This is a genomic window from Okeania sp. SIO2F5 (assembly GCF_010692685.1).
Lineage (GTDB): Bacteria > Cyanobacteriota > Cyanobacteriia > Cyanobacteriales > Microcoleaceae > Okeania > Okeania hirsuta.
The window spans coordinates 1-24,581 of record NZ_JAAHGU010000115.1 but is presented as its reverse complement, the minus strand read 5'-3'; the positions used below and the strand labels follow the sequence as shown (position 1 = coordinate 24,581).

Genomic DNA, 24,581 nt, shown 5'->3' with positions numbered 1-24,581 from the left:
GATGGCATTGTTTCCCCCGACGAAAACCTTTTTTTTTCAATCGAGATGATAGACATTTGGGACAGTGGATTGTTTTGAGCTTTCCTTGTGACACTTTAGATTTTACAGCATTCTCCACCCACCAAAGCCCAATTAGATGACCATTTTTCAATAGTTTATGGCTTTGACAATCAGGACAATCCATCTCTCAATCAAATTCTAGAATATCATTCTCTATTGTGCAACACCACTTTTTCAGTAAACCCTATTTAATATTGGAGTAAGCGATCGCCAGACTCCAGATCAAACCAATGAATCTGTTTAGCAGGTAATTCTAAAGTTACTAATTCACCCCAAGTTTGGTCATAAGGAACTAAAGCACGGATATTTTGTTCGGAATTTTCCACCCGAGCAATTAACAGTTTTTCCTTACCTAAATTTTCTACCAAAAACACCTTACCTTTAATAGCAACCTCAGAAGTTTCAGTCAAAACAAAACGTACATCTTCCGGACGAATACCCATAACAATTTGTTTTGGAATTGTTGGAAAATCAGGCAGAGGAATTTTAAAATCACCTAAAATAGCATAATTTTCTTCACATTTAAGAGTCAGTAAATTCATTTGCGGACTACCGACAAAACCAGCTACAAATTTATTAGCAGGACGACTATAAATTTTATGAGGTGCATCAAGTTGTTGTAAGTAACCATCATATAAAATTGCTACTTTACTCGATAAAGTCATTGCTTCCGTTTGGTCGTGAGTAACATAAACTACAGGTTTTTGTTGAGAGTTAAATAACTGTTTCAACTCTGCTCGTACTTGTTCGCGTAATAGTGCATCTAAATTACTGAGAGGTTCATCTAACAAAAATACTTCTGGGTTGCGTACCAGCGATCGAGCTAATGCTACCCTTTGTCTTTGTCCACCAGACATCTCCCGGGGTTTGCGGTCTATTAATTGTCCTAATTCGAGTTTCTGGGCAACATTATTAACTCGTTGCTGAATTTCATCTTGAGGTATTTTACGGAGTTTCAAAGAAGCAGCAATATTTTCAAAGACCGTCATGTGCGGATAGAGGGCGTAACTTTGAAACACCATTGCAATATTACGATCGCCCGGTGGTACATTTGTTACATCGCGATCGCCAATAATTACTTTACCCTGAGTGGGTGTTTCTAACCCAGCAATAAGTCTTAGTAAAGTTGACTTTCCACAACCAGAAGGCCCCAGTAAGGTTAAGAATTCCCCATCTTCAACTTCAATATTCATGTCTTTAACGGGAATGACATTTTTAGTAAATTGTTTTCTGAGATTTTTTAATTGCAGTTTTGCCATAATTTTTGATTATTTTTTACCTCTTAATGTTCACTTACAGCAGTTGCCATAGTTGTTAGAGACAAATTAAAAGTCTCAAAACTAGACAAAGTAGGATGTTGATTTCTGCCTCCAGCATAGCTGCTATTGAGTGGTATCTTGACGTTGATGACAATAGTCCTGACTAAGTGAAATTGACGCGATCAAAGCGATCGCTAAAAAACTAAACCACAGAAAACTCCTCTACCTGACAAATATGTCGCCCCACTGCTGTAGCAATGGGGCGTAAACTTTCAACCAACTCCACCATATCTTCTAATGACAATGCTTGTCGTGCATCGGAAACAGACTCTTCCGGTACAGGATGACATTCAATCATCAAACCATCTGCTCCACCAGCAATAGCAGCTTTGGCCAACGGTGCGACTAATTCCCGTTTCCCCGCCGCATGAGAAGGATCGACAATAACTGGCAAGTGAGTTAACTGTTTTAGCGCAGCTACCGTACCTAAATCTAAAACATTACGAGTATAATTATCGAAACTACGAATACCACGTTCGCACAAAACTACATCCGGGTTGCCATAACTGAGAATATATTCAGCAGCCATCAAAAATTCTTGAATAGTCGCAGATAACCCTCGTTTTAAAATTACAGGTTTGCCAACTTTGCCCACTGCCTTTAGTAACTCAAAGTTCTGCATATTGCGACTACCTATTTGCAGCACATCCGCATCAGCAACTACCGACTCTATTTGCGGAATAGACATTACTTCTGTTACGATTGGGAGATGGTAAGATTGGCTAACTTTTGCCAAAATTTTCAATCCTTCTATTCCCAACCCTTGGAATGAGTATGGAGAAGTGCGCGGTTTATAGACACCACCCCGCAACATTTGTACGGGTGCAGTTATTAACTTGCTTGCTACTAATTCCATTTGTTCCATAGTTTCAACGGTACAAGGACCGCCAATAATCAAAAAATCTTTACCTCCCACTGTTGTCCTTTCAGAAATATTAATAACTGTTTGATGTTCGGGATGAGATTTGGATGCAAGTTTAGCGTCAGACACGAAATATTCTCCTTATGTAGATTAAGTGGGGTAAAAAACAAAAAACCCGAAACTGTTGTTAGTTCCGGGTAAAAGTTGAAGGTCAGCATGACAAGTTACCCGGAATTATATCGAGGCCAAAAATAAAAACCGTAATACCAGGTATTAACTTGAGTCATAGCTGTTTTCATCTTTTTTTGAGATAGTGAAATTTACAAATAAAAAAACCGCAGTTATTATTCTGCGGTTCACTTAGAGGTTCATAGCAAAAGCTAAATTCACTCCAAGTGAACCTCTCTGTGCCAAAAATAAAAGTAGGAATTGATGAGAAACATTAGTTTTTTTGTTTGTTTTGAATATATTAACAGTCGGACTCTGGACGTGAGACTGACATATTTCTATGTTTAACCTGTTAAATTAACATTTTAGCAGAGCATTTAGATAGTGTCAAGTCCTTACTCAATTTTTTCATGGCCAGATACCAAGTTATATCAAATCCGGTTGAATACTTACCACATAGTTGAGAGTAGGGGACCCACCCCTCGCCCCTCCCCCTCCCAGGAAGGGAGTAGGGGAGATTTAGATAGACATCTCCAATAATAAAAAATCAAATCAATTATCGTACAGAAATTATCAATTATTTCCCTCTATTCCCTACTCCCTATCCGTGGAAAAGATGTCTAATATTGGAGTAATTTAATAAATTATAAACAGATATTATATAGCCGGATTCTATGTGCAATTAACAGGATTTGTATTATACCATTTCTAAAAAGTAATGCGATGAGTAAAGTCATTTACTGCTATGAACAAAGGTTTATTATTCACCAAGTATATGTAGCAAAAATGCGCGACATTTGGTATATCCTTTCCCCAGCAACTGAGCTACAGTCTATTATTTACCATCCTTGGTTGTACTGAAATCAATGTACTTCACCACACTGAGAAATCACTGACAAATGCTATTTTACTCCAAACAATCAATCAAAATATTGTCATTTTTATCGATGAAATTTATAGCATTTTCAGCCTGTATGCCATAATAAAAATTATGGGATGTTTTCCGGATTAACATCGAACTATGGAGAATAATGAATTAAAGTCTTAATTACTTAAGACTTTAATTCCGGTAAATTAGTAAACTAAAACCCATTTATGTTCCAATTTACAATAGCTATATGTACTTATAATGGAGAAACTCGTTTAGGTGAAGTTCTAGAAAAACTCAGTCATCAATTAAATCAGCACAATATTTCTTGGGAAGTTTTGGTTGTTGATAATAATAGCCAAGATAAAACCGCTGAATGTGTGTGTCAGTACCAAACTCTTTGGGCAGGAAAAATTGAATTAAGATACACTTTTGAATCAAAACAAGGATTAGCTTTTGCTCGACAAACTGCTATTGAAAAAGCACGAGGTAAATTAGTAGGATTTATTGATGATGATAATTTACCTCAAGAAGATTGGTTAGAAAAAGCTTATTTATTTGCTGAAAGTCATCCTCAAGTAGGAGCATTTGGTGGTCAAATTGAGGGAGCTTATCAAAAAGAACTGCCAAAAGATTTTGATAAAATAGCGAGTTTTTTAGCAGTAATTGACCGTGGAAAACAAGCTTTGATTTATCCACCAGAAAAACGAATTCTCCCTCCTGGAGCGGGACTAGTTGTTCTTCGTCAAGCTTGGTTAGACTGTGTTCCGAAAAAATTATTTCTCGCAGGTAGAACTGGTAACTCTATGTTAGCCAGTGAAGATTTAGAAGCTTTATCCTATATCCAACGTGGCGGTTGGGAAATTTGGCATAATCCTCAGATGGTAATTACACATAAAATACCTCCATATCGCTTAGAAAAAAAATATTTACTTTCTCTAGTACGGGGTGTTGGTTTAGCAAGACATCATATCAGAATGATTCGTATAAGTAGTTGGCAAAAACCCTTGGCTGTGCCTATTTATATTGCTAATGATTTGAGGAAAATTTTATTGTATTATCTACAGCACAGAAAACATTGTAAAACAGAACTTAGTTTAGCTTGCGAGATGGAATTTTTATGGAGTACTTTATTAAGCCCTTTTTATCTGTGCAGAAAACAGCTATATGACTATTTTAGACAAACTTAAATAAATTTTAAATAATACTATGACAACCCCTGAAGATATCAAAAAAAAGTTGTATTATTCTCTAGCCAATCTAGAAAAATATGAAAAATGTGCTTTACTAGATTATCCTGATTATTTGAATTTAGGAGACCATCTAATTTGGTTAGGTTCCGTTCTTTATCTAACTGAAGTTAATCACACAAAAATTGGATATGCTGCCAGTGTGAAAAATTTTTCTGCTAGAGAAATGGAAGAAAAAATTGGTCAAGCTCCTATCTTTCTTAATGGTGGTGGAAATTTAGGGGATTTGTGGGGAGAATGTCAAAGATTTCGAGAGAAAATTATTACTCAATATCAAGACCGCCCTATAATAATTTTTCCCCAAAGTATTTACTTTAAAAACTTAGAAAATCTCAAAAAAACAGCAAATATTTTTAATAGTCACCCTGCTCTAACGATTTTTGTTAGAGATAGTCTAAGTTATAAACTAGCTAGTGAATATTTTACTAAATGCCAAATTTTTATGGCTCCTGATATGGCTTTTCAAATGGTTAATAGTCTGAACAGAGAGCAACAACAAAATTACAACAATTCTATACTGTATCTATGTCGAGATGACCGTGAATTGAATCAAACTTTTGCTCCTAGTCAGCTCGGATTATCTAATTTAGTCATTGCAGATTGGGTTTCTTACAAATGGGTTTTAGGAGTTGAAAAAACTAAGTTGCTGAGATGGGTAGCAACTCTATTTAGAGAAGGATGGCAAAGAGGTTTAGCTACTCCCCAAGAATGGTTTACTAGGCAACAATGGCTAGCTTCTCATCCCTATACACTCAAGTTTCAGAATTTACAATACTCTAGTTTACACAGTCGGTCGTGGCACTTTATTCATAGTGCAATCTATCAATTGCAACGCCATAAATTAATAATTACCAATCGTTTACACGGTCATATTTTATGTATTTTACTCAATAAACCTCATATATTTTTGCCCAATGCTTATCATAAAAATGAATTATTTTATCAAACCTGGACATCGAAAATTTCCTTTTGTAAATTTGTCAAAGACTTAGATAAAATTAGTAAGTCAGTATCTGAATTATGAGTTAATTAGAATATGAGTTAATTAAAATTTTCTCCTAACTCAGTTGTTCAATAAGTAGGTAGGCATTAAAATTTATAGTTAGAGTCAGGCAGGAAATAGAGGGTGTCAAGTAGAAGGAAAAATGCTTATAAACTACTTTAGTTTTTGTTACATACTTGATATTTTTTTCGTGATCAATAAAATTACTTTTTAACAGCTCAGATATAATTAGTTCTATAATTAAATATAAAAATAGGAAAAAAATCAATAAATTATGGCTAATCTAATAATTATTGTCGATCCAGATCCAGAACGCAGAACAAATTTTATTAACAAAGTTAAGCCATTATTACCACCCTTCACAGGATTAGTAACTAACTCTTGTACGACAGGAAATTTTGCCAGTATTTGGGCGGCTAATTCTCAAGCTCCTATCAGTCATTGTACTAATAATAATGGCGCTGCGGTAGTGTGGGGACACGCCATAACCCACAATTCAACCGAGCAGATTAATGCAGAATCTTTGCAACAAAAATGGCAACCTGGCAAGATTAATAATGCTTTTCCTACCTTTGATGGTTTTTATGCTGCTGTAGTTTACAATCCCGAACATGGACTAATAGTTGGAGCAGATTTATTAGGTTTTTTTCCTCTTTATTATTACACCGATGAAAATGTTATTCTGATTGGCTCAAGTCCAGAACTTTTTAGGTATTATCCTAACTTTAATACTAAATTTAATCCACAAGGTTTAGTAGGATTATTATTACTTCGACATTTGGTTGATGAACAAACGCTGTGGTCAAACACCAAACGTTTAGGTGCCGGAAAAATTCTCCAATGGGACCCTGAAACTGGTGCTAAAGAGTTAGAATATTATCGCCTTCCTTGCTCTATCAATAATACTCCCTATTTCCATCTTTCATTTGCAGAACATTTAGATATTCTAGATGAAGCAATAGACCAGGCGATCACCCGCCACACCTCCACAAGCAAAAAACATAACTTTCTCTTGTCAGGAGGGTTAGACTCGCGGATGTTAGCTGGGTTTCTCCAGCGTCAAGGCATCGATCCAGTCGCCTTTACTTTAGGAAAACAGGGCGATATAGAACTAGAATGTGCCACTACTGTAGCTCGTCACCTCAACTGGGAACATCGAGTTATTTCAACTCCCATGAGCAAGTATCCTTTTTATGTTAACCTTGTTGCTAATTGGGAGCATCTAGCAGGAGGATCTGGTGGTATTACTGGAATGTTTTCTGATGCTCATTCTTATCTACGAGATTCACCAGGCACAATAATTAATGGTTTTTCAATGGATAGAGTTGTTGGTGGCTGGAAAAATTCTGATGTCTCTTTTGAATCAGCATTTAAAATCTGTAATCGTAGAGGGTATTCACCTGAAGTATTGAGTAAATTGCTTAACCAAGATATATTTGGTAATTTAGTCTCAGATACTATCGGTATACTCCAAAAAAATTATGAAAACTACTCAGACTTAGAGTGGCAAAGACCCTGGTGTTTTAGTCTTTATTATTCTAATCGATTTGTTCTGGGTATGATGGCTTGGGAAATATCTTTTGGTGCATGGCCGATACTACCAATATTAGACAGAAAATTATTAGAAACTGTAGTTGTATTACCCCCTTCAACAATGAATAATAGACGGGCACAAAAAGAACTTGTATCTACTCGATTTCCACAACTCGCACAATTACCTTTAGACCATAATTCATGGAATATAGAACCTCTTAAACCTACTCAAACTCGCCAGCAGTTAAGTTTATTATTCAAAGCACAGCAAAAATGGCGGAGACTAAAACTTGAATTTGGTTATGACCAACGTTATTACTATAGAATTTTAGATATTAACAATGCAGGATGGCAAGCAGTACGAAGAGAAGCAGAACCTTATCGATCTAAAGTAGAACATTTATTTAATATGGATGTTTTTAATGAATTGCTACCTCCTCCTGACGTTAAATTAAAATTTAAGTCAGATTCTATTCTAGAAGCTTCTGGGATAAAAGTTTTATTAGGACTGTTACTCTGGTCAAAAAATCACCTGTAATTCATCTGTAATTTATATGTCTAAAACTCATCTCTGGCAAGAAGAAATAGTTGAAGCTAATGGTTTGATGACTATTAGCGTAACTATTGAAAATCCTCAACAAAATCGACAGCAACTTTGGTATCGCATCCCCACAAATTATCGTCCTATTTTAACTTCAAGCTGTGACCCTTTTGTAATTGCCATCATTTTTCTAGCAATGAATCAAGGCACAGATTTAATGGTGCATGGAGAAGTTTCTCCCTCTTTGCTCAGAAATTTAGAAGAATTCCAAATAATTTGGTCTGCTTGGAAACCAGAGCAATATAATATCATCCAAATTAACGCTGAAACTGAAAAAGAACAAGAAACAATTTTAGCAACAGAGAAAGCAATTAGTGCTTTTTCTGGAGGAGTTGATAGTTGTTTTACCGCCTTTCGCCATAGTCGAGGAAATTGTGGTAGACAAAAACGTAATCTGAAAGCTGGTTTAATGGTGCATGGTTTTGATATTCCCGTAGAGCAAGAAGAAATCTTTTCTCGTGCTGCTCAAAAGTCTCAAATTATGTTATCAAGTTTAGGCATGGAATTAATCCCTATAGCAACTAATTTTCGCAAAGTAATTAAACTTAATTGGGAAGATGTTTTTGGCACAGCGATCGCCTCTTGTTTAAACTTAGTTAAAAAAGGTTACAATACAGGCTTAATTCCTGCTTCTTATGCCTACCGAGATATTACTTTACCTTATGGCTCAAATCCTGTCACTGATCCTTTACTATCAAGTAAGTCTTTTACCATCATTTATGATGGGGGAAAATTTGGTCGCTTAGAGAAAATAAAAGAGATTTATAATTGGGATGAAGCTTTAGTAAACTTAAGAGTTTGTTGGCAAGGTGAACAAAAAGATCGTAACTGTGGACGTTGCGAAAAATGTATTCGCAATATCTTAAATTTTCGAGCTTTAGGTTATGAATTACCACCTTGTTTTCCGAAAGATGTTACAAACAAACAAATTGCTAATCTTAAGCTTAGAGGTGGATCTTTGGATTCAATGGAACACATTCTCAAACTAATTAAAATTAATCAAATTTCTGGTTTTTGGATCAAAGTTTTGCAAGCAACTGTTCTCAAAAACCGCATATTGATAAATTTAGAAAAAATGATTCCTGATTCGGGGAAAGAGAAGTTACGGCAATTAAAATTTTTGTTAAATAATAATCTAAAACATAAAAGATAATTGCATAACAAAATTTTGAGGAGAGGGTAAAATGTTTAAAAATTACAAAGATATATTTAATCAACGAGGTACTTTATACCATCAAGGAATGCTGAAGCATCCTCTAGCCAGAGCAGCAGAATTTAACAATATAATTAAATTGTCTGACTTACAAGATAATCAGATTATTTGTGATATGCCTTCAGGGGGATGCTATATTAGTAATTTTATTCAACAGAATCTGAAAATTATTTCTATAGAAACATCGAATGAGTTTATTAAAGATTCTCACAATACAGTCAACAATACTATTGTAGTTTGTGAAGATATAAGTAATATTCCACTTAACTCAAATAGTATTGATCGGATTATGAGTTTGGCTGGATTGCATCATATCGAGCATAAAGTTGACTTTTACAAAGAAGCTTACCGTTTATTAAAGACAAAGGGAATATTTTGTATTGCAGATGCTTTAAAAGATTCAAAAGTTGCTAACTTTTTAAACATTTTTGTCGATCAATATAATTCTATGGGTCATCAAGGTAATTTTTTAACAGAAAACACAAAAGATGAACTAGAATTCATTAATTTTTAAGTGGTACATAATGCTTCTATTAGTTATCATTGGTGTTTTGATTCAGTAGCTAGTATGGTAGATTACTGCCAGTTACTTTTTGGTATTGATCAAGCAAACTATAACCAGATTATCGAAGGTATAGAAACATATTTAGGCTATTATCTAGAAAATGATAAATGTTATATGAATTGGGAACTACATTTTCTCAAATATATTAAAGATAATTAGGTTTTTACTATTAATTTATCGCTACTTTTAATGTAAAAAATTTAATTATTAAAAATCTGTTATGTCAACTATTCTTGATCAGAATCAGCATTAATAGAAAGTTGAATTATATTCGAGGATAAATCATTTTGAATAACATCTCGATTGCGTAATTTATAAGTTGAAGAAAAAACACTATTGGGACTAAGGGTAGTGCATCAAGAAACTGTGGGAATGATCATATGAATATTGTCCCTAAATAGTTGAAACGATTATTGTAGATTTTTTCAACGCTCTAGTAAATACATCTTCTTGTGAAATAGGAATATCTAAACCATGTATCATTAAACCAGCTAATAAATTATGTTTTTTTCTTCTATGAACATCTTGACTATGACGAAAAGCAGTAAAAAAACTATCTAAACCACCTGAAAATGCTGAAATAGCTTGTGGTTGACCTAATGGCTTTTCTAATTCTTTTTCTGTGTCTGCTTGAACCATAATTTTTGTATATTTTTGCAATGGATAGCAGCACCATGCGTCTTGAAATTCATCTAAAATTATCCAGTAAAGATTGAGAAACTTGACCATGGATAATTAATCGCAACCTTGACTCATTGCTAATAAAATTGTCGCAATCACAAAAGAATCACAGTTAGTGTTTATATCTTCTTGATATTTAAGATAAAAACGATACCAAAGATTAACTTGAGATTGATTTGACATTTCTATAGTGGTACTGACATGAACTAAATTATCGATTATTTTAGTTTCTTCTTGCCAAATATGTATTTTGGCCATTACTAAATTATAATTTGCTTTAGGAATAGAAATATTTGATATTAACAGTCAAGTCTTTGAGAAACAAAAAATTTTGTTAGACAATACAATAATAAAACTTACTATATTTGAGCAAACTTATTAATACCTGTCTGCCATTCAATATTTATGCTTCCTTATTGAGGGTTTTAATGCAGCATTATAAATTTTTTCATTCTCCTTAACAGACTGCCACAAATCAATCATTGGTTGTGGATAATTAACACCAATTTTTACACCAAACTTCTCTTGTTCAGCAGGTGATAATTTCCCAGGTTCATGTATTTTAGAAGCAGGTATTGCTTTTAATTCTGGCAACCAATGTTTAACATATTTTCCTTGGGAGTCGTAATCTTTTGCCTGTTTAGGGATATTAAAATAACGAAAACCTCGTGCATCATTTCCTACTCCAGCAGTATAATTCCAATTTCCCCAGTTACTACAAACATCATAATCTATCAATAAAGACTCAAACCATTCAGCACCCATTTGCCAATTAATTCCTAAATTTTTAGTCAGAAAACTAGCAACATTTTGTCTACCACGATTTGACATAAAACCTGTCATTAAAAGTTCGCGCATATTAGCATCTACTAAAGGAAATCCTGTTTTACCTTCTTGCCATTTTCTAAATTTTTCCCAATCTTCCTGCCAAGGAATAGCTACTCCTTGTAAACCAGATTTATAAAATACTTTATTCCCATGTTTTTGACAAATAAATCGGAAATAATCCCGCCATAATAATTCAAATATTAACCAATAAGTGGAATTATTTTTTACCCTCCGCTCTTCATATTCTTGTACCTGTTCATAAATATAACGAGGTGATAAACATCCTAAAGCTAACCAAGGAGAAAATTTAGAGGAATAATTTGCCCCTAGCATTCCATTTCTTGTTTCTTTATAAACTTTTAGACAATCTTGCTGCCAAAAGTAATTTTTTACTCTTTCTTTTCCAGTAGTTTCTCCGCCTCTAAATGTTAAAACTGCTCGTGAATCTTGTGGTGGTAATTCTAGATTGAGTTTGGATAAAGTAGGTAATTCTCCCAGGTCAACTTCTGGCAAAAATGGTAATTTTTTAGGAGTTGAAAATGTAGGATTTATAGTAGATTTTTTTTCTATTTCTTTCCGAAAACTGGTAAATACTTCTGGTAATTGTTTAATTTCAAAAGGTAAATCATCAGGATGGTAAAGTGTATGACCCCAAAATGATTGAAACTTAACCCCAATTTGTTTTAATGCTTGATGAAGTACTGTTTCTACTTTAATTTCTTCTGCTGTAACTTCTCGATGAAAAAATACAGATTTAACTTTTAATTCTTGAGCAAGTTGAGGAATTGCTATTTCTGGTTTTTGTTGACTAATTATTAAATTACTACCTAGTTTTTGCAGAGTATTACGCAAGTCAGTAATACTTTCAATTAAAAATTTTGCCCGAAAAGCACCTGTTTTAGGAAAGCCAAAATTTGTCTGACCAAATTGTCTTGGATCGAAGCAATAAATAGGAATAATTTGAGCCTGAGTTTTTATTGCTTGATCGAGGGGTTCATGGTCATGGATGCGTAGGTCGTTACGATACCATAATATAATTCTGTCTTGGTTCATAAGCTTTTATAGCGCTACGCGCTAGGGAATATTGAAAAATATCCTAACTAATTCTTAAAGTATAGAACATAGCAATTATTATATTCATATGATATGTTTTTTTCTTCTTCTGTGTTCCCTGTTCCCTGTTCCCTGTTCCCTAAAAATTGAAAAATATCCTAACTAATTCTTATAATGCTATAGCAATCAGGAATGAGTTGTGAGAATTGAGATGTTCCTTAAAAGTATAGAATATAGCAATTATTATATTCATATGATATGTTTTTTTCTTCTTCTGTGTTCCCTGTTCCCTGTTCCCTGTTCCCTAAAAGATGAAAAAACTGATTACTAAACTGACACCTGACCAAGAAACTCTCATTCCAGTTTATCGGAAAAAGTGGCATACAATAGCACATTCTACCCAACCTATTAATCGTCAAAAAGCTACTGAAGCGATTCAGTTAGCCTACAATTTAATGGGCGACCCAAATCCAGAGATTCTTTTTTGTGAAAGCCCCTATGCAGCTTTTGACATTCTGCTTAGTGTCATTTGGCAGCGATGGGAAAGCAAAGATGACTATGGTCATCGTCACATTTTCGGAGATAGATGGCAACTTTTGAGAGAACAACTAAAGTTGCAAATTACCGATAAATTGTGTGAAGAAATAGATGACAAAATTCGGGAATATACTGACAGTTCATTAATAGAAGAGTCATTAAAACCAGAGGATCTTTGGAGTCATATTCTTTACTCTCAAATAGAAGAAAAATGGCAAGAAATAGTTTCTGATATTTCAATTAAATTGTTGTGTTTGTGGAGTTATCCTATTCCTACAGAATTATGGAGTAGTTATGTTGCTTGGATAGATTTTTGTATTTCTGTGATTAATTGTGATTATAATTCAGACGACTGGCAAGTATTAGAGTCTATTGTGAGAAACTGTGGTTGGATATATCCTTTGAGACATCTGTGTATTATTTGCGATCGCCCTAGAAAGTTATTCTTGGATGATGAATATCGCCCCCATGCGGAAGGCACACCAGCTATTGAATTTGCTGATGGTTATAGTTTATATGCTAATCATGGTGTGAGACTACCAGAAGAATATGGAATATTCTCTCCTCAAAAATGGGAGGCAAAATGGCTTTTATCTACAAAAAATGCTGAACTCAGACGAGTATTAATTCAGGAAATTGGTTATGAGAAAATTTGCCAAGATTTACAAACTTTAGAAATAGATACATGGCAAGAATATACTCTCTTAAGAATAGATGATGATGCCGATATTGAGCCAATATTAATCTTAAAAATGATTTGTCCAAGCACGGGAAATATTCATACTTTAAGGGTACCTCCTGATATAAACTCGGCGAAAGAAGCTATTAGTTGGGTAAATTGGGGAATTTATCCAGAAGAATTTTATATACAAACTTAGCAATATCATCTAATTGACATCCTCTGCGACCTGAAAGCACTCCCCCACTCTCCTCTAGATTATGCAACGCCTGTTTTTTTAAGATATAATTCCAAGCATTTTTTGCTCTGTTGGAAGCAGATTTTTGTCGCAGTAATAATTCTGTTAATGTCTTGGCAAAAAACTTAATTGTTTTTTGTGTGGTAGCGATCGCCTTTTGGATGTTGCGTTAGCAAATTGCCATTCCCCTACAATATAAACTCTTATCTTTAACACTGAATAACACCGATGCTACCGGGTTTGATATTAGGGCTAGAGCAAAACTACGAAGCCCTATTATAACTGTTTTACCCTAAGCGTAGCTCCCCCGAAGGGGGCACATGATATAAAAATTGCACTGAGGTAAGTTGCTAACACTACATTAATTTTTTGCTGATTTATTTGATTTAAAATTAATTAAATTATTCAGAATTCCAAACCAAAAAGGCGCTCCTTGAGAAATTGCAATAATACTTATAATCCATCCTGTAATGGCTTTAATAATATGAGGAAAATTCAAGGGTGTAAACTGTTCTTTTAGTGGTTCTGAAAAATTCCATCCAATTGGCAAATTATCAATTCCATCCAAAGCCATAAAAGTTGTAGCGAATTGTTCTTGAATACAAGTTTGAAATTCGGTATCCTCATTGACCTGCGAACATGAATTTGATTCAGAATTTGAGACTATTACTTCCGTTATTTTATTACTTAGGGTTGAGGTAATTTCGCTTTTTGATAAATTATCGATAATGTTTACTGTGTCAATATTGAACATCAAAACAACTATTACAGATAATATAATAGAAATATATTGCCTTTTTTTATCGTAAATTTCTAAAGCATATTCTATTGACATATCATACCAAGATTGAAGTTGTTTATCTAAATATTTAAGTTGCTCTCCTTTGTCTTCAAATCTATTGATAGCTCTTTGTAGCATTGCAGAAAGGTCTCGTTTCATTTTTTCAGAAAAACGACAATCGCTGCCATTAATATCTTCAATGATTTTGGTTAATTCATACTTATTATAGAAATCTTTATCTTCATATTTTAATTCTTCTGCTACTACGGTTATTAAATCAGCAACAAATTGTTCAGCAGGTATTTGTTCTGGTCCCATAGATTTTGATAGTTTTCCTGCCTGTAATTTTCCTCCTTTTTCTTGTTGTCGCTTTGATGATAGAGATGGGTTAAGAGGCAAGTTTAAATATTTTTCATAAAATCTTTCTGTAAGAGAAAAACTCCCTTTTTGTTGTTCTTCTCCTAACAAGCCATAAATAACTTGCTTTAAGTTCTTAGCTTTTAAGTTAAAGAATAAAATAATTTTTTCCTGAATTGCAAAAATGATAAAACTAGAAGCCAAATAAATAAAAATGAGGGTGATTGCGATGTTGATGATAGTAGATAAAGTCATAATTATCTTTAAGGTATATATTGTAAAATTTGTAAGTCAATAATATAAAATTTTTATCTGGACTGTGGAGACTAAGTAGTATTAAAAAGGGAATAGATAACAGTAAAGAAGGGAAAACAGCATTAAATAGTAGCTTTCCCAAAGGATTAGTAGGTACTCAAGACAGGGTTTTGTCTAATAAAAATATCAAGCTAGATTGACCTCCATGAAATTTTTCGCCATTTTAAATCTCTAGCCTCAAATGCTGGTGTTGGTCGCTGTAATTTTAGCTTTCTCGAAAAAGTTTTCAGAACTCCTAATTTTGCAGCAATCCACTCCGCTGATTCTTCTCCTTTCCAGTAATCACTATGACCGTAGGTTGTTTCTTTAGTATTAGACCAAACTCCCTTATGGGGGTTTCCTTTTAAACCTACAGCCTCATCAAATCCTTCTCCTGCTAATTTTTGACCTAGAGGAAAAGTCCATTTTAAAACATCATCTTTTTTTGAGTATAAGATACTATATTTTTCTGTAGAAGAAATACTTGGATTTAACTGTTTATCTGGTTGTACCATAGACACTGGAACAGCAGGAGCCATTAAGAAAACTTCCAATCTAAGGTTAGTATTTACTGTCTTTTTTAAAGCTTCAAGTAATAAACGACAGCCTAAAGAGTGTCCTATTAATGTAATACGAGGTTGCTCATTACTTGTGGAAATTAAATTTAATTTGTTTAAATATTTAGCAAACCTTTCTCCACAAACTTTAGCGGTATTTACTGTTTTAAAATAAGATAATATACTATCAAGTTTATTAGGTTTATCAGAAGGCCACAAAAAACAATAGATGGCTTTGTTGAGTTTTGATAATTGACTAGAGTATTTACTAAAGTTTTCTTGAAACTTTGTGTATGCTTCTTTCGCTCCTTCTTCCGAAACATTATATCCATGAACTAGAATAATTATGTCACCATAAGGTATCTCAGTTTTACCATCAACTTTTTCTTTGATTGCATATATATTTTTTCGGATGGTTATTATTTTATCTTTCTGCATTGTTGTCTTTGAGCATTTTCAGATATTGTTAATATTTAACAGCAAAATTTTTCTATTTCTTGTAAAGTATATTGACTAATAAATTACGAATTGTCGGAGCTAAAAATCCTGATATTATAGAAACAAGCAATGCAATTATCTCATTTTCACTCCCATCACTGAGATTAAACACAGACTTATTGGCAGGTGTCAATAAGAACTCTAAAATTATAAAAGCGATCACGATTGAGAAAAAATAGTCTATTTTAAGCCAAAACTTAGCTAGAGTGATTTGAAGATCATCAAGACCTATCTCTGCCTGATTAAGTACCTGTTCCTTTATAATAGATAAATCACTTTGTTCCTCGTTCGATAAGTTTTGAGCATTTTAATTTTTTAATCTTTCTAAATTTTCTGGAGGTACATTGTAAGCAAATATCTCTAATAAATCACCCTCTCCAGACTCAAGTTGATTCCGTAAAGCATTGGCAACCTGACCACATAGCTGTTCATAGGGAAGAGAATAAATATTTGCTCCATTACCTGTCCCTATCGAACTTTGAAAAACAATCATCCTCTGTCTAATAGGAGTAAGATTTCTCCTTTTTATCCATTGTTCAATCCAGAATCTTTGTAGCAAAGAACGAATAAATAAATTGTAAGCAGCTTCTGTTAAGATAGCTGTTAGAATTGACTGCATCAAAATGGTACTAGCAACATACCATGTATTATTATGTAATCTCTGTATAAGAACTTTGTATTTATCAGCCTCTGAGGACTCGGAACCTGAGACTCCAACCATCAATGTCGGTAGTCCTGAATATAGTAAAGTATGCATAATCTAAATTCCTAAAGTGATAAGATATTTAGCATTTAAACAACTATATATTTAATTTTTGTTAAAAGCAACAGGTTAAGATGCAATATAAAATCTAAATGATTTTTAGCTTATACACAAGATTAGTTAATTTTTCTATAAAAGGGAAGTGTGGGAGAATAAATACCCAAAATAAAATAATAAGGTTAGTATAAAAAACAATTTAATATTATAACCTAATTCTTGGTCTTTATCAAACTACAAATTGTCAAACTAAAAGGCAGGCAAAATGCCTACCTGAAACAAAATTATATTGTCTAACTATTGTCCAATAGTAACTAAGATAAAATTGCGATCGCACTACCAATAAAAGTTTGCAAATTATCCGCTACAGCAGTAGTAATTCCGCGAGTAAAAGGTAAACTGTCAATCACCATAACTAAACACAATAACATCATGTAGTAGATAGAATACTTAAACAGCGATCGCGCTACATCTCTATTGGAAGGCTCTTTTAATAATAGCCAAGCTTTCTTGATAAAGACTCCACCGAGGAGAGTTGCCAATACTGCATAAACTGCTCCACTCGCGTGCAACGGATAAACTAGCAACAACGTCATCGGAATCAAAATCAGACTGTAAACCCAAATCTGTCTTGCTGTTTCCTCATTTCCTTCAATTACAGGTAACATTGGCACACCCACTTCCTTATATTCATCGCGAATATAAATTGCCAAAGCCCAGAAATGAGGAGGAGTCCAAATAACGATAATTGCAAAAAGTAACCAAGCTGCCCAACTTAATTCACCTGTAACAGCTGCCCAACCTACTAATGGAGGAATAGCACCAGCAGCACCACCAATTACAATATTTTGGACGCTATGACGTTTTAACCAGTGGGTGTAAATACCAACGTAGAAAACGATTCCAGACATTGCCAACAGTGCTGCTAGTAAATTAGCAAATACTGTGAGTAAAGTAAATGATGTAGCTGCTAGAGTGAATGCAAAAATTAAAGCATCGCGTGGTTTTACTCTCCCAGAAGGAATAGGACGCCAGCGGGTGCGCTCCATAATATAGTCAATATCGCTGTCGTAGATGCAGTTAATAGCGTTAGCTGCACCAGAAGCTAATGCACCACCTATTAATGTCACGAATAGTAGAAGGGGAGAGACTTCTCCTTTTGCTCCCAACCACATTCCGGCTGCTGTTGTAATTAGTAGCAGTAGAATAATTCTAGGTTTTGTTAGTTGATAATAGCTTTTGAGTACTTGTAGGATATTATCATGGCGTCGTGGAAGATGATGAGAAATAACTTCTTGCATAGATTCTTAGTTTGTTAATTTTTTGTTTTAACTGATTTTTGTTTCCGTAGTCTAAAGTTTATGGGCAGTATAAAAACGGATATTAGTACCAGTTAATTTGTGATGTTAGCCAGTTTGAAAAATTTAGTCCGGTTGAATAGTTATACAGCATATTTCGGGCAAACGATCTACGGTGAAATTCTTGTATTGCAGGCATCTTGCCCGCTAGTTCTGTACTCACCGATAGCTGACAGTGCTGTAAACGGACACTAAATCGAGTGAGAGCAAATGGCATTCGCCCCTACAGATGGCGTTTTCAAGGTAAATTTGCGTAAGTCCTGTAATTTAATAACTCACAAAAGAGGGTTATATTACTGTATCTATGTTAACAATTAACTAGCTTTTAGCATTTCCTGACGGAATGCTGCGCAAACAGCTATCAGCTTTTATAGGTCTGGGTTTAAATCCCCAGTTCTATAAACCGGAAAGTTTAGAACGAGGTTTCAATCCCTTTCTAAAAGTTTACTGCTGACTGCTGACTGCTGACTGCTTTTTTAAGCTTTTGCAAATTGTCGATCGCGTAAAGCAATAACAGTAAATGCGACTAAAGTTCCTAATAATGCTGCTCCTACAGCTTGGTGAGATACGGTCAATAACTCAATTTGCAGACGTAACCGGAAGGTCATAACCCCCAAACTAATCTGAGCTAATACTAATAAACCAGACCAGTTTGCTAACTTTCGCAGCAGCGGATGTAAGGCAGAGGTGCGCCACGCCATTACTACCAATGCTAATGTTGCTAAAGTCGGAGGAACAACACCAGCAATATGACTATTCATTATTTTACAAAGTTCCGCCACTCCAAAACATTGATGCAATGCCCACTGAGAAGCAACCAACCCACCGAGTAAACTTTGTAAATAAACTAAAATTGCAGCAGTTAATCCTACCCAAGGTAGTTTACCAACATTACCTGTACCTTTATAAGGCATCATTGACATACTTATAACTAATAGAGTCATAAAGTAAAGCAAAGCAGTACCAAGGTGAGCGGTGACAATATCAAAGCGTAATAATTCTGTAACAGTTAATCCACCGAGTACCCCTTGGAAAACTATTAGTCCCAGAGCAAAAGTCGATGCCCAAGGTAACCAGCTTGGCAATTCTCGTCTATGCCACCATGATAAACCCATGAGAGCGATCGTGCCAAAACCGATTAAACTTGCATCTAGTCGGTGAAACCACTCTAAAAATACTTGCAGATTCATCTGTGCCATTGGTACTAATTTACCATAACACAACGGCCAATCAGGACAGGCTAAACCTGCATTCATAACTCTGGTAGCACTGCCAATAGCCATTAGTAATAGGGTTGCTATACATAGTTTCCAAACCAAACCACGAATGCGTTCGCGCGCTGGAGACTGAGAGGAAATAATTGTATTGTTATTTAAAACAGAATTGGCCATAAGATTTTTATTAGCTGTAATCTAAAATCTTGCTAAATTAACAACATACTGAATCTTAAATTCAGAAATAATCATCACATCTGACAATTATTAATGTGTCTAATTTTTGTTACTATAAGGGATACTATCTGAAGATTTGTTCTGCTTTAGAAAGTTTTCTGATTTAAATTTTATTTACAGCTTACTGTTATCAGTGTTACTGATTTTCCCCAAAAAAATATTTTTAACTTTTTCTTTAATTTCTAATAAATTAATCAATCAAAGTATGCAATTTAAGAGTACATATTTAATTTAACTTTGTTTATACAAACTGTGGGGTAATTTTTGAGTGCAATAGTTAAAATAATATAAACTCTCTCGAGAGAAATCTATGAAAAACTAAGATAATCTATAATTTTGATAAATAGTAACAATTATATCTAGTTTATAAGTAGATGCTTAGTTTAACCTATGTAATTGAGTATGACAAAAAGTCAAAGACTCCTCTGCCTAGGCTAGGGGGAGGAAGACAAATTAAAGAGGTAATATATGGAAGAAAAAGAAAAAATACCAGTCTCAGTAATCACCCTAGTAGTTGGTATAATAATCACCATAATTAGCGTGTGGTTAGGTCAAAATCATGGTCTATTACCAGAGCAAGCATCAGTACAAGCTCCTCTGGTGGACGGTTTTTTTGACGTCATGTTTACTATAGCAGTAGCTTTATTTCTAGTTGTAGAAGGAACAATTGTCTTCTCTGCAATTAAATTTCGCAAACCCAAAGGAGACGATAGCGATGGTGCTCCCTTTAGGGAAAATTTACCATTAGAAATATTTTGGACTGCAATTCCATCCATCATTGTGATTGGTCTTGGTATCTACAGTGTAGATGTATATAGACAGATGGGTGGGTTCGATCCAGCAGGAACAAAAGTAGCTCATGTTTCTTCATCCGAACTGCAAACAGTGAAGTCAGGATCAGCTCTGGCAGCTCCCCTAATAGCAGATGCCGAAGGAATGGAGTCAGAGGAAGTAGCTACAAAAGAAGTGAGCAAATATGGCTTTGGGGCAACTCCTGAAGAGGGAGCTAACCCAGCAGATGTAGTTGTTGACATTACAGGAATTCAGTATGGATGGCTGATGACCTATCCCGAAAGTGGTGTTCTAGCAGGAGAACTCCATATTCCTGTCAACAAGGATATACAAATCAATCTTTCTGCTCAAGATGTGATTCATGCTTTCTGGATACCTGCTTTCCGTTTGAAGCAAGATGCAATTCCTGGTAAAGATACCCAACTCCGGTTCGTAGCTACTAAAACTGGAGAATATCCAGTATATTGTGCAGAACTTTGCGGTGCTTACCACGGAGCAATGAGAACACAAGTAGTTGTTGAAACTCAAGAAGAGTATGAAGCTTGGATAGAAGAAAATACTTTTGCCGAGCAACCACAGTTGAATCAAGCTGTAGCAGTAAATACTGCTGATTTATCAGAATCGGAGTATCTTAGCCCTTATGCTAATGAAATGGGTATCGATTCCGAAACATTAAATCAAATTCACCCAAACTAGACTAGTGCCGCTACGCGGAAGTTAAAAGTCAAAAGTTTTGTATTTGTTTATTGATAGGACTTTGTAACCAGTCAGTTATTTCCGCCATCCTGCACTAGAACTACTAGCAGCTAATACTTTCTCACAGGAGAATCCAAAAATCCCTATTCTTACAGGGGAAAAGTTGGGGAGGAGTCAGCTCCAAAGGTAAAAAAAAATGAGTTCAACCTCCCCAATAATTAATTCGTAATTGTCAAAATAATTTACAGATGACACAAACACAAATTCCTTTAGAAACCAAACCAGAACCGGAAAAAGCACATCCGGAGGCATGGAAATGGTATCACTACTTCGGCTATAACATAGACCACAAGGTAATCGGCATTCAATATCTGGTTACCGCCTTCATCTTTTATCTCGTCGGTGGCCTCATGGCCATGGCTATGCGTGCAGAACTCTACACACCAGATGCAGACTTTCTCGACCCAAATGTTTACAACTCCTTCCTGACAAATCATGGCACGATTATGATTTTCCTGTGGATCGTGCCTGCTGCCATTGGAGGTTTTGGTAACTATCTAGTCCCCCTAATGGTGGGAGCGAGAGACATGGCATTTCCTAACCTCAATGCGATCGCCTTCTGGCTCAACCCAGTTGCTGGAGCATTCTTAATTGCTAGTTTAGCTTTTGGTGGCGCGCAAAGTGGTTGGACTGCTTATCCCCCATTAAGCATCATTACTAATAACATCGGACAAACTTTATGGATTCTCTGTATTGTATTAGTGGGAACTTCCTCCATCATGGGTGCGCTAAACTTTATCGTCACCATCCTCAAAATGAAAGTTCCTAGTATGAAGTGGGAACAATTACCTCTATTCTGCTGGGCAATCTTAGCAACTTCCGTTTTGGCGCTATGCTCAACTCCTGTATTAGCAGCAGGTTTAGTACTTTTATTATTTGATATCAACTTTGGCACCGGCTTCTTTAAACCAGAGATGGGCGGTGATGTGATCATCTACCAGCACTTATTCTGGTTCTATTCTCACCCCGCAGTTTATCTGATGATTCTGCCAATTTTTGGCATTCTCTCAGAGGTCATTCCCGTTCATGCTCGCAAAGGGATATTTGGTTATAAAGCGATCGCTTACTCCAGTCTCGCTATTTGTGTAGTAGGTTTGTTCGTATGGGTACACCATATGTTCACCAGTGGAACTCCTCCTTGGATGCGGATGTTCTTCACCATCTCAACCCTAATAGTTGCAGTTCCCACCGGGGTCAAAATCTTTAGTTGGGTAGCTACCCTCTGGGGCGGAAAAATCCGCTATACAAGTGGAATGCTTTTTGCCATTGGTCTATTAGCAATGTTCGTTATGGGTGGACTAAGTGGTGTAACCATGGGAACAGCTCCATTCGACGTTCACGTCCATGACAGTTACTATGTAGTAGCTCACTTCCATTACGTTTTATTTGGTGGTTCAGTATTTGGTCTGTATGCAGGTATCTATCACTGGTTCCCCAAAATGACAGGTCGGATGTACAACGAAACCTGGGGTCGGATTCATTTTGTCCTGACTTTAATTGGTACAAACCTCACTTTCTTACCCATGCACCAATTGGGTTTACAAGGAATGCCACGTCGTATTGCTATGTATGACCCTCAGTTTGAAGCTATTAACCACATCTGTACTTATGGGTCAATTATTTTGGGATTGTCTGTAATACCATTCTTCATCAACATGGTTTGGAGCTGGATGTACGGACCAAAAGCTGATGGTAATCCTTGGGGTGGTTTATCCTTGGAGTGGACAACTAGCTCACCTCCTATAATCGAAAACTGGGAAGTGTTGCCAGTGGTTACTTATGGTCCTTATGATTTTGGCTCTAAGAAAACTCTTGGTATTCGAGAGCGCTTCAAGCTAATTTCCAAAGGAAGTTTCAAGACGAAGGAAACAGGCGTGCCTTTATCTGAAGCTCAGTCTTCATCTTTTGATGATGATTCTCAGAATTAATTTTCCAGGGAACAATTTAGACTAGACCGACACAGCTAAAATAGTGTAATAGTAGGGGCGGGTTCCGCGTTAAGTTAATGGTTTCACCCACGACTGAGTGAACCCGCCCCCGCTTTCAGAAATTTTTTTTTATTTTAGGTACAAGAAATTATGCAAGGTTCAACAATTGAAACAACTAATAATTTAGTTGATACTTCCGTCCAATCTGGGTCAGCAGAGGCAGGCCATCACGAAGAGCATCAGGATTTACGAGTTTTTGGATTAATCACATTTCTTGCTTCTGAATCTTTGATGTTTGGGGGACTATTTGCTGCTTATTTAATTTACCGAGCAAATGCCGGGGTTTGGCCTCCTGAAGAAACAGAGGTAGAGTTGTTATTGCCAACCATCAACACTATTATTCTGGTTTCCAGTAGTTTTGTGATTCACAAAGGCGATACTGCTATCAAAAAGAACAATATCTCAGGAATGCGTCTATGGTATGTAGTTACGGCAATCATGGGTATTATCTTTTTGGGTGGTCAGGTTTATGAGTACATGACTTTAGGTTATGGTCTGACTACTAATGTGTTTTCCAATTGTTTTTATGTGATGACTGGTTTCCACGGTCTCCACGTTTTTGTTGGTGTGCTACTTATTCTAGGTGTATTGTGGCGTTCTCGTCGTGCTGGTCATTACAATGGAGAAAAGCACGTTGGTATTGAGATGGCAGAAATATATTGGCACTTTGTTGATATTATCTGGATTGTTTTATTCACTTTGCTTTACATTTTGACTCAGATTTAACTTGTACGCGAAGGCATTTATTGTCGCTACACTTGCGTTGCATTTGACAAAATTCATGTTCGGATAATCACTTATAATAAAGTCATTGCGACTGGAACGGAGTGGAAGGTTTGCGTAGCATTCCGTAAGGAAAGCAATCTCAGGGGTTTGAGATATCTCTTCTATCTATAATCCTAATTATAACTATTCAACCGAACATGATATTATACACCATTTGTAGGGGTTAACGGCCGTTAACCCCTACTATATTTTGTGGTTATATAGAATCCGGTTATACAGTTTCTCTCAAAAATAATTCGACCTATTTTCCAAGTGTGTAAATAAATTATGAACTTTCCCAACATCCACAGAAAAATTATCACATTTTTTCTTTAAAAGTTTAGCTTACAGCGCTTTTCAGGTTGATGAACCACATCGGCACAACAAAAAACCTTGTAGGGACTAGCCATGGTTAGTCCCTACTGTGGTCTACCGAAATTAAAACTGCTGTAAAGTAACACAATAGACCACTGTCATCTCCCCTGATTTTTCACTCTCTATGCTTTCTTTCGCAACGTCTCTGAAGGCAACTCCCCAAACATAGCTTTGTAATCTCTAGCAAAATGACCTGCACTCCAGAACCCAAATTGACCTGCAAGCGTAGTTATAGTAGAGTTCTCCGGATCGCTTACCTTCAGGCGTTGTCGCAATGCATTGAGTCTTCGCACCTTGAGATAACGCATCGGACTCATGCCAAATAACTCCTTAAAACCACGGGATAAAGCGGAACTGCTAGACTCTAAATTTTGAGCTAGCTGTTTTAACG

General features: G+C 35.5%; 21 protein-coding genes. 10 read left to right on the top strand and 11 right to left on the bottom strand.

Annotated elements, in window-relative coordinates:
• Positions 1-248: 248 nt before the first annotated feature.
• A complete protein-coding gene (locus F6K27_RS25310; RefSeq protein ID WP_287278938.1) occupies positions 249-1,319 on the bottom strand; it encodes an ABC transporter ATP-binding protein in 1,071 nt (356 codons plus the stop codon).
• 202 nt (positions 1,320-1,521) lie between these two features.
• A complete protein-coding gene (gene aroF / locus F6K27_RS25305; RefSeq protein WP_287278937.1) occupies positions 1,522-2,370 on the bottom strand; it encodes a 3-deoxy-7-phosphoheptulonate synthase in 849 nt (282 codons plus the stop codon).
• Positions 2,371-3,504: 1,134 nt separating this feature from the next.
• Here aroF and hpsE point away from each other — a divergent pair.
• The 6 genes from hpsE to F6K27_RS25275 all read left to right on the top strand — a co-directional run bounded on the left by hpsE (position 3,505) and on the right by F6K27_RS25275 (position 9,601).
• On the top strand, positions 3,505-4,467 hold the full coding sequence (gene hpsE, locus F6K27_RS25300) for a hormogonium polysaccharide biosynthesis glycosyltransferase HpsE (RefSeq protein ID WP_287278936.1): 963 nt from the start codon (positions 3,505-3,507) through the stop codon (positions 4,465-4,467).
• A gap of 19 nt (positions 4,468-4,486) precedes the next feature.
• A complete protein-coding gene (locus tag F6K27_RS25295; RefSeq protein WP_287278935.1) occupies positions 4,487-5,551 on the top strand; it encodes a polysaccharide pyruvyl transferase family protein in 1,065 nt (354 codons plus the stop codon).
• A gap of 253 nt (positions 5,552-5,804) precedes the next feature.
• Complete coding sequence (locus F6K27_RS25290) at positions 5,805-7,601, top strand: asparagine synthase-related protein (protein WP_287278934.1); 1,797 nt, start codon at positions 5,805-5,807, stop codon at positions 7,599-7,601.
• A gap of 16 nt (positions 7,602-7,617) precedes the next feature.
• Positions 7,618-8,817 carry a hypothetical protein gene (locus F6K27_RS25285; RefSeq protein WP_287278933.1) on the top strand — a complete coding sequence of 400 codons (1,200 nt, stop codon included), beginning with the start codon at positions 7,618-7,620 and terminating at the stop codon, positions 8,815-8,817.
• Between the two features lie 31 nt (positions 8,818-8,848).
• Positions 8,849-9,391, top strand: a complete 543-nt coding sequence (locus F6K27_RS25280) for a class I SAM-dependent methyltransferase (RefSeq protein WP_287278932.1) — start codon at positions 8,849-8,851, stop codon at positions 9,389-9,391.
• Positions 9,392-9,601, top strand: a complete 210-nt coding sequence (locus F6K27_RS25275; RefSeq protein ID WP_287278931.1) for a hypothetical protein — start codon at positions 9,392-9,394, stop codon at positions 9,599-9,601.
• A gap of 234 nt (positions 9,602-9,835) precedes the next feature.
• On the opposite strand, the gene F6K27_RS25270 is transcribed toward F6K27_RS25275, so the two are convergent.
• From F6K27_RS25270 to F6K27_RS25260, 3 genes are all read right to left on the bottom strand, one after another.
• The gene (locus F6K27_RS25270; RefSeq protein ID WP_287284622.1) at positions 9,836-10,171 is read right to left on the bottom strand and encodes a hypothetical protein; all 336 of its coding nucleotides are present in this window, start codon (positions 10,169-10,171) and stop codon (positions 9,836-9,838) included.
• 6 nt (positions 10,172-10,177) lie between these two features.
• A complete protein-coding gene (locus F6K27_RS25265) occupies positions 10,178-10,381 on the bottom strand; it encodes a hypothetical protein (RefSeq protein WP_124146010.1) in 204 nt (67 codons plus the stop codon).
• 138 nt (positions 10,382-10,519) lie between these two features.
• On the bottom strand, positions 10,520-12,004 hold the full coding sequence (locus tag F6K27_RS25260) for a DASH family cryptochrome (protein ID WP_287278929.1): 1,485 nt from the start codon (positions 12,002-12,004) through the stop codon (positions 10,520-10,522).
• A gap of 311 nt (positions 12,005-12,315) precedes the next feature.
• Here F6K27_RS25260 and F6K27_RS25255 point away from each other — a divergent pair, with 311 nt between their 5' ends.
• Positions 12,316-13,419 (top strand): DUF6745 domain-containing protein, encoded by a 1,104-nt coding sequence (locus F6K27_RS25255; protein WP_287278928.1) that lies wholly within the window; start codon positions 12,316-12,318, stop codon positions 13,417-13,419.
• 400 nt (positions 13,420-13,819) lie between these two features.
• Here the strand turns inward: F6K27_RS25255 and F6K27_RS25250 are convergent, their stop codons facing one another.
• The 5 genes from F6K27_RS25250 to F6K27_RS25230 form a co-directional block, all read right to left on the bottom strand.
• A complete protein-coding gene (locus F6K27_RS25250) occupies positions 13,820-14,851 on the bottom strand; it encodes a hypothetical protein (RefSeq protein WP_287278927.1) in 1,032 nt (343 codons plus the stop codon).
• Positions 14,852-15,042: 191 nt separating this feature from the next.
• The gene (locus F6K27_RS25245; protein WP_287278926.1) at positions 15,043-15,885 is read right to left on the bottom strand and encodes an alpha/beta hydrolase; all 843 of its coding nucleotides are present in this window, start codon (positions 15,883-15,885) and stop codon (positions 15,043-15,045) included.
• Positions 15,886-16,252: 367 nt separating this feature from the next.
• Positions 16,253-16,702, bottom strand: coding sequence for a hypothetical protein (locus F6K27_RS25240; RefSeq protein ID WP_287278925.1), 450 nt, complete (start codon positions 16,700-16,702; stop codon positions 16,253-16,255).
• A gap of 317 nt (positions 16,703-17,019) precedes the next feature.
• A complete protein-coding gene (locus F6K27_RS25235; RefSeq protein ID WP_287278924.1) occupies positions 17,020-18,006 on the bottom strand; it encodes a heme o synthase in 987 nt (328 codons plus the stop codon).
• A gap of 533 nt (positions 18,007-18,539) precedes the next feature.
• Positions 18,540-19,454: a heme A synthase gene (locus F6K27_RS25230; protein WP_287240086.1), complete on the bottom strand. Its 915-nt coding sequence runs from the start codon at positions 19,452-19,454 to the stop codon at positions 18,540-18,542.
• 528 nt (positions 19,455-19,982) lie between these two features.
• Here F6K27_RS25230 and F6K27_RS25225 point away from each other — a divergent pair.
• The 3 genes from F6K27_RS25225 to F6K27_RS25215 all read left to right on the top strand — a co-directional run bounded on the left by F6K27_RS25225 (position 19,983) and on the right by F6K27_RS25215 (position 23,776).
• Complete coding sequence (locus F6K27_RS25225) at positions 19,983-21,002, top strand: cytochrome c oxidase subunit II (protein ID WP_124143665.1); 1,020 nt, start codon at positions 19,983-19,985, stop codon at positions 21,000-21,002.
• Between the two features lie 248 nt (positions 21,003-21,250).
• Positions 21,251-22,990 (top strand): cytochrome c oxidase subunit I, encoded by a 1,740-nt coding sequence (ctaD, locus tag F6K27_RS25220; RefSeq protein WP_287278923.1) that lies wholly within the window; start codon positions 21,251-21,253, stop codon positions 22,988-22,990.
• A 150-nt stretch (positions 22,991-23,140) separates the two neighbouring features.
• Complete coding sequence (locus F6K27_RS25215) at positions 23,141-23,776, top strand: heme-copper oxidase subunit III (protein WP_287278922.1); 636 nt, start codon at positions 23,141-23,143, stop codon at positions 23,774-23,776.
• 536 nt (positions 23,777-24,312) lie between these two features.
• On the opposite strand, the gene F6K27_RS25210 is transcribed toward F6K27_RS25215, so the two are convergent.
• Positions 24,313-24,581, bottom strand: a 269-nt coding sequence (locus F6K27_RS25210) for a helix-turn-helix domain-containing protein (protein ID WP_287278921.1), incomplete at its 5' end; no start/stop codon positions are given.

Bases quoted from the DNA above. Each gene is read 5' to 3' on its own strand.
- F6K27_RS25290 (WP_287278934.1), top strand. From the start codon at position 5,805: ATGGCTAATCTAATAATTATTGTCGATCCAGATCCAGAACGCAGAACA.
- F6K27_RS25235 (WP_287278924.1), bottom strand. From the start codon at position 18,006: ATGCAAGAAGTTATTTCTCATCATCTTCCACGACGCCATGATAATATC.
- F6K27_RS25295 (WP_287278935.1), top strand. From the start codon at position 4,487: ATGACAACCCCTGAAGATATCAAAAAAAAGTTGTATTATTCTCTAGCC.
- F6K27_RS25240 (WP_287278925.1), bottom strand. From the start codon at position 16,702: ATGCATACTTTACTATATTCAGGACTACCGACATTGATGGTTGGAGTC.
- F6K27_RS25280 (WP_287278932.1), top strand. From the start codon at position 8,849: ATGTTTAAAAATTACAAAGATATATTTAATCAACGAGGTACTTTATAC.
- F6K27_RS25255 (WP_287278928.1), top strand. From the start codon at position 12,316: ATGAAAAAACTGATTACTAAACTGACACCTGACCAAGAAACTCTCATT.
- F6K27_RS25285 (WP_287278933.1), top strand. From the start codon at position 7,618: ATGTCTAAAACTCATCTCTGGCAAGAAGAAATAGTTGAAGCTAATGGT.
- F6K27_RS25270 (WP_287284622.1), bottom strand. From the start codon at position 10,171: ATGGTCAAGTTTCTCAATCTTTACTGGATAATTTTAGATGAATTTCAA.
- ctaD (WP_287278923.1), top strand. From the start codon at position 21,251: ATGACACAAACACAAATTCCTTTAGAAACCAAACCAGAACCGGAAAAA.
- F6K27_RS25310 (WP_287278938.1), bottom strand. From the start codon at position 1,319: ATGGCAAAACTGCAATTAAAAAATCTCAGAAAACAATTTACTAAAAAT.
- F6K27_RS25215 (WP_287278922.1), top strand. From the start codon at position 23,141: ATGCAAGGTTCAACAATTGAAACAACTAATAATTTAGTTGATACTTCC.
- F6K27_RS25260 (WP_287278929.1), bottom strand. From the start codon at position 12,004: ATGAACCAAGACAGAATTATATTATGGTATCGTAACGACCTACGCATC.
- F6K27_RS25230 (WP_287240086.1), bottom strand. From the start codon at position 19,454: ATGGCCAATTCTGTTTTAAATAACAATACAATTATTTCCTCTCAGTCT.
- F6K27_RS25250 (WP_287278927.1), bottom strand. From the start codon at position 14,851: ATGACTTTATCTACTATCATCAACATCGCAATCACCCTCATTTTTATT.
- F6K27_RS25225 (WP_124143665.1), top strand. From the start codon at position 19,983: ATGGAAGAAAAAGAAAAAATACCAGTCTCAGTAATCACCCTAGTAGTT.
- F6K27_RS25245 (WP_287278926.1), bottom strand. From the start codon at position 15,885: ATGCAGAAAGATAAAATAATAACCATCCGAAAAAATATATATGCAATC.
- hpsE (WP_287278936.1), top strand. From the start codon at position 3,505: ATGTTCCAATTTACAATAGCTATATGTACTTATAATGGAGAAACTCGT.
- F6K27_RS25265 (WP_124146010.1), bottom strand. From the start codon at position 10,381: ATGGCCAAAATACATATTTGGCAAGAAGAAACTAAAATAATCGATAAT.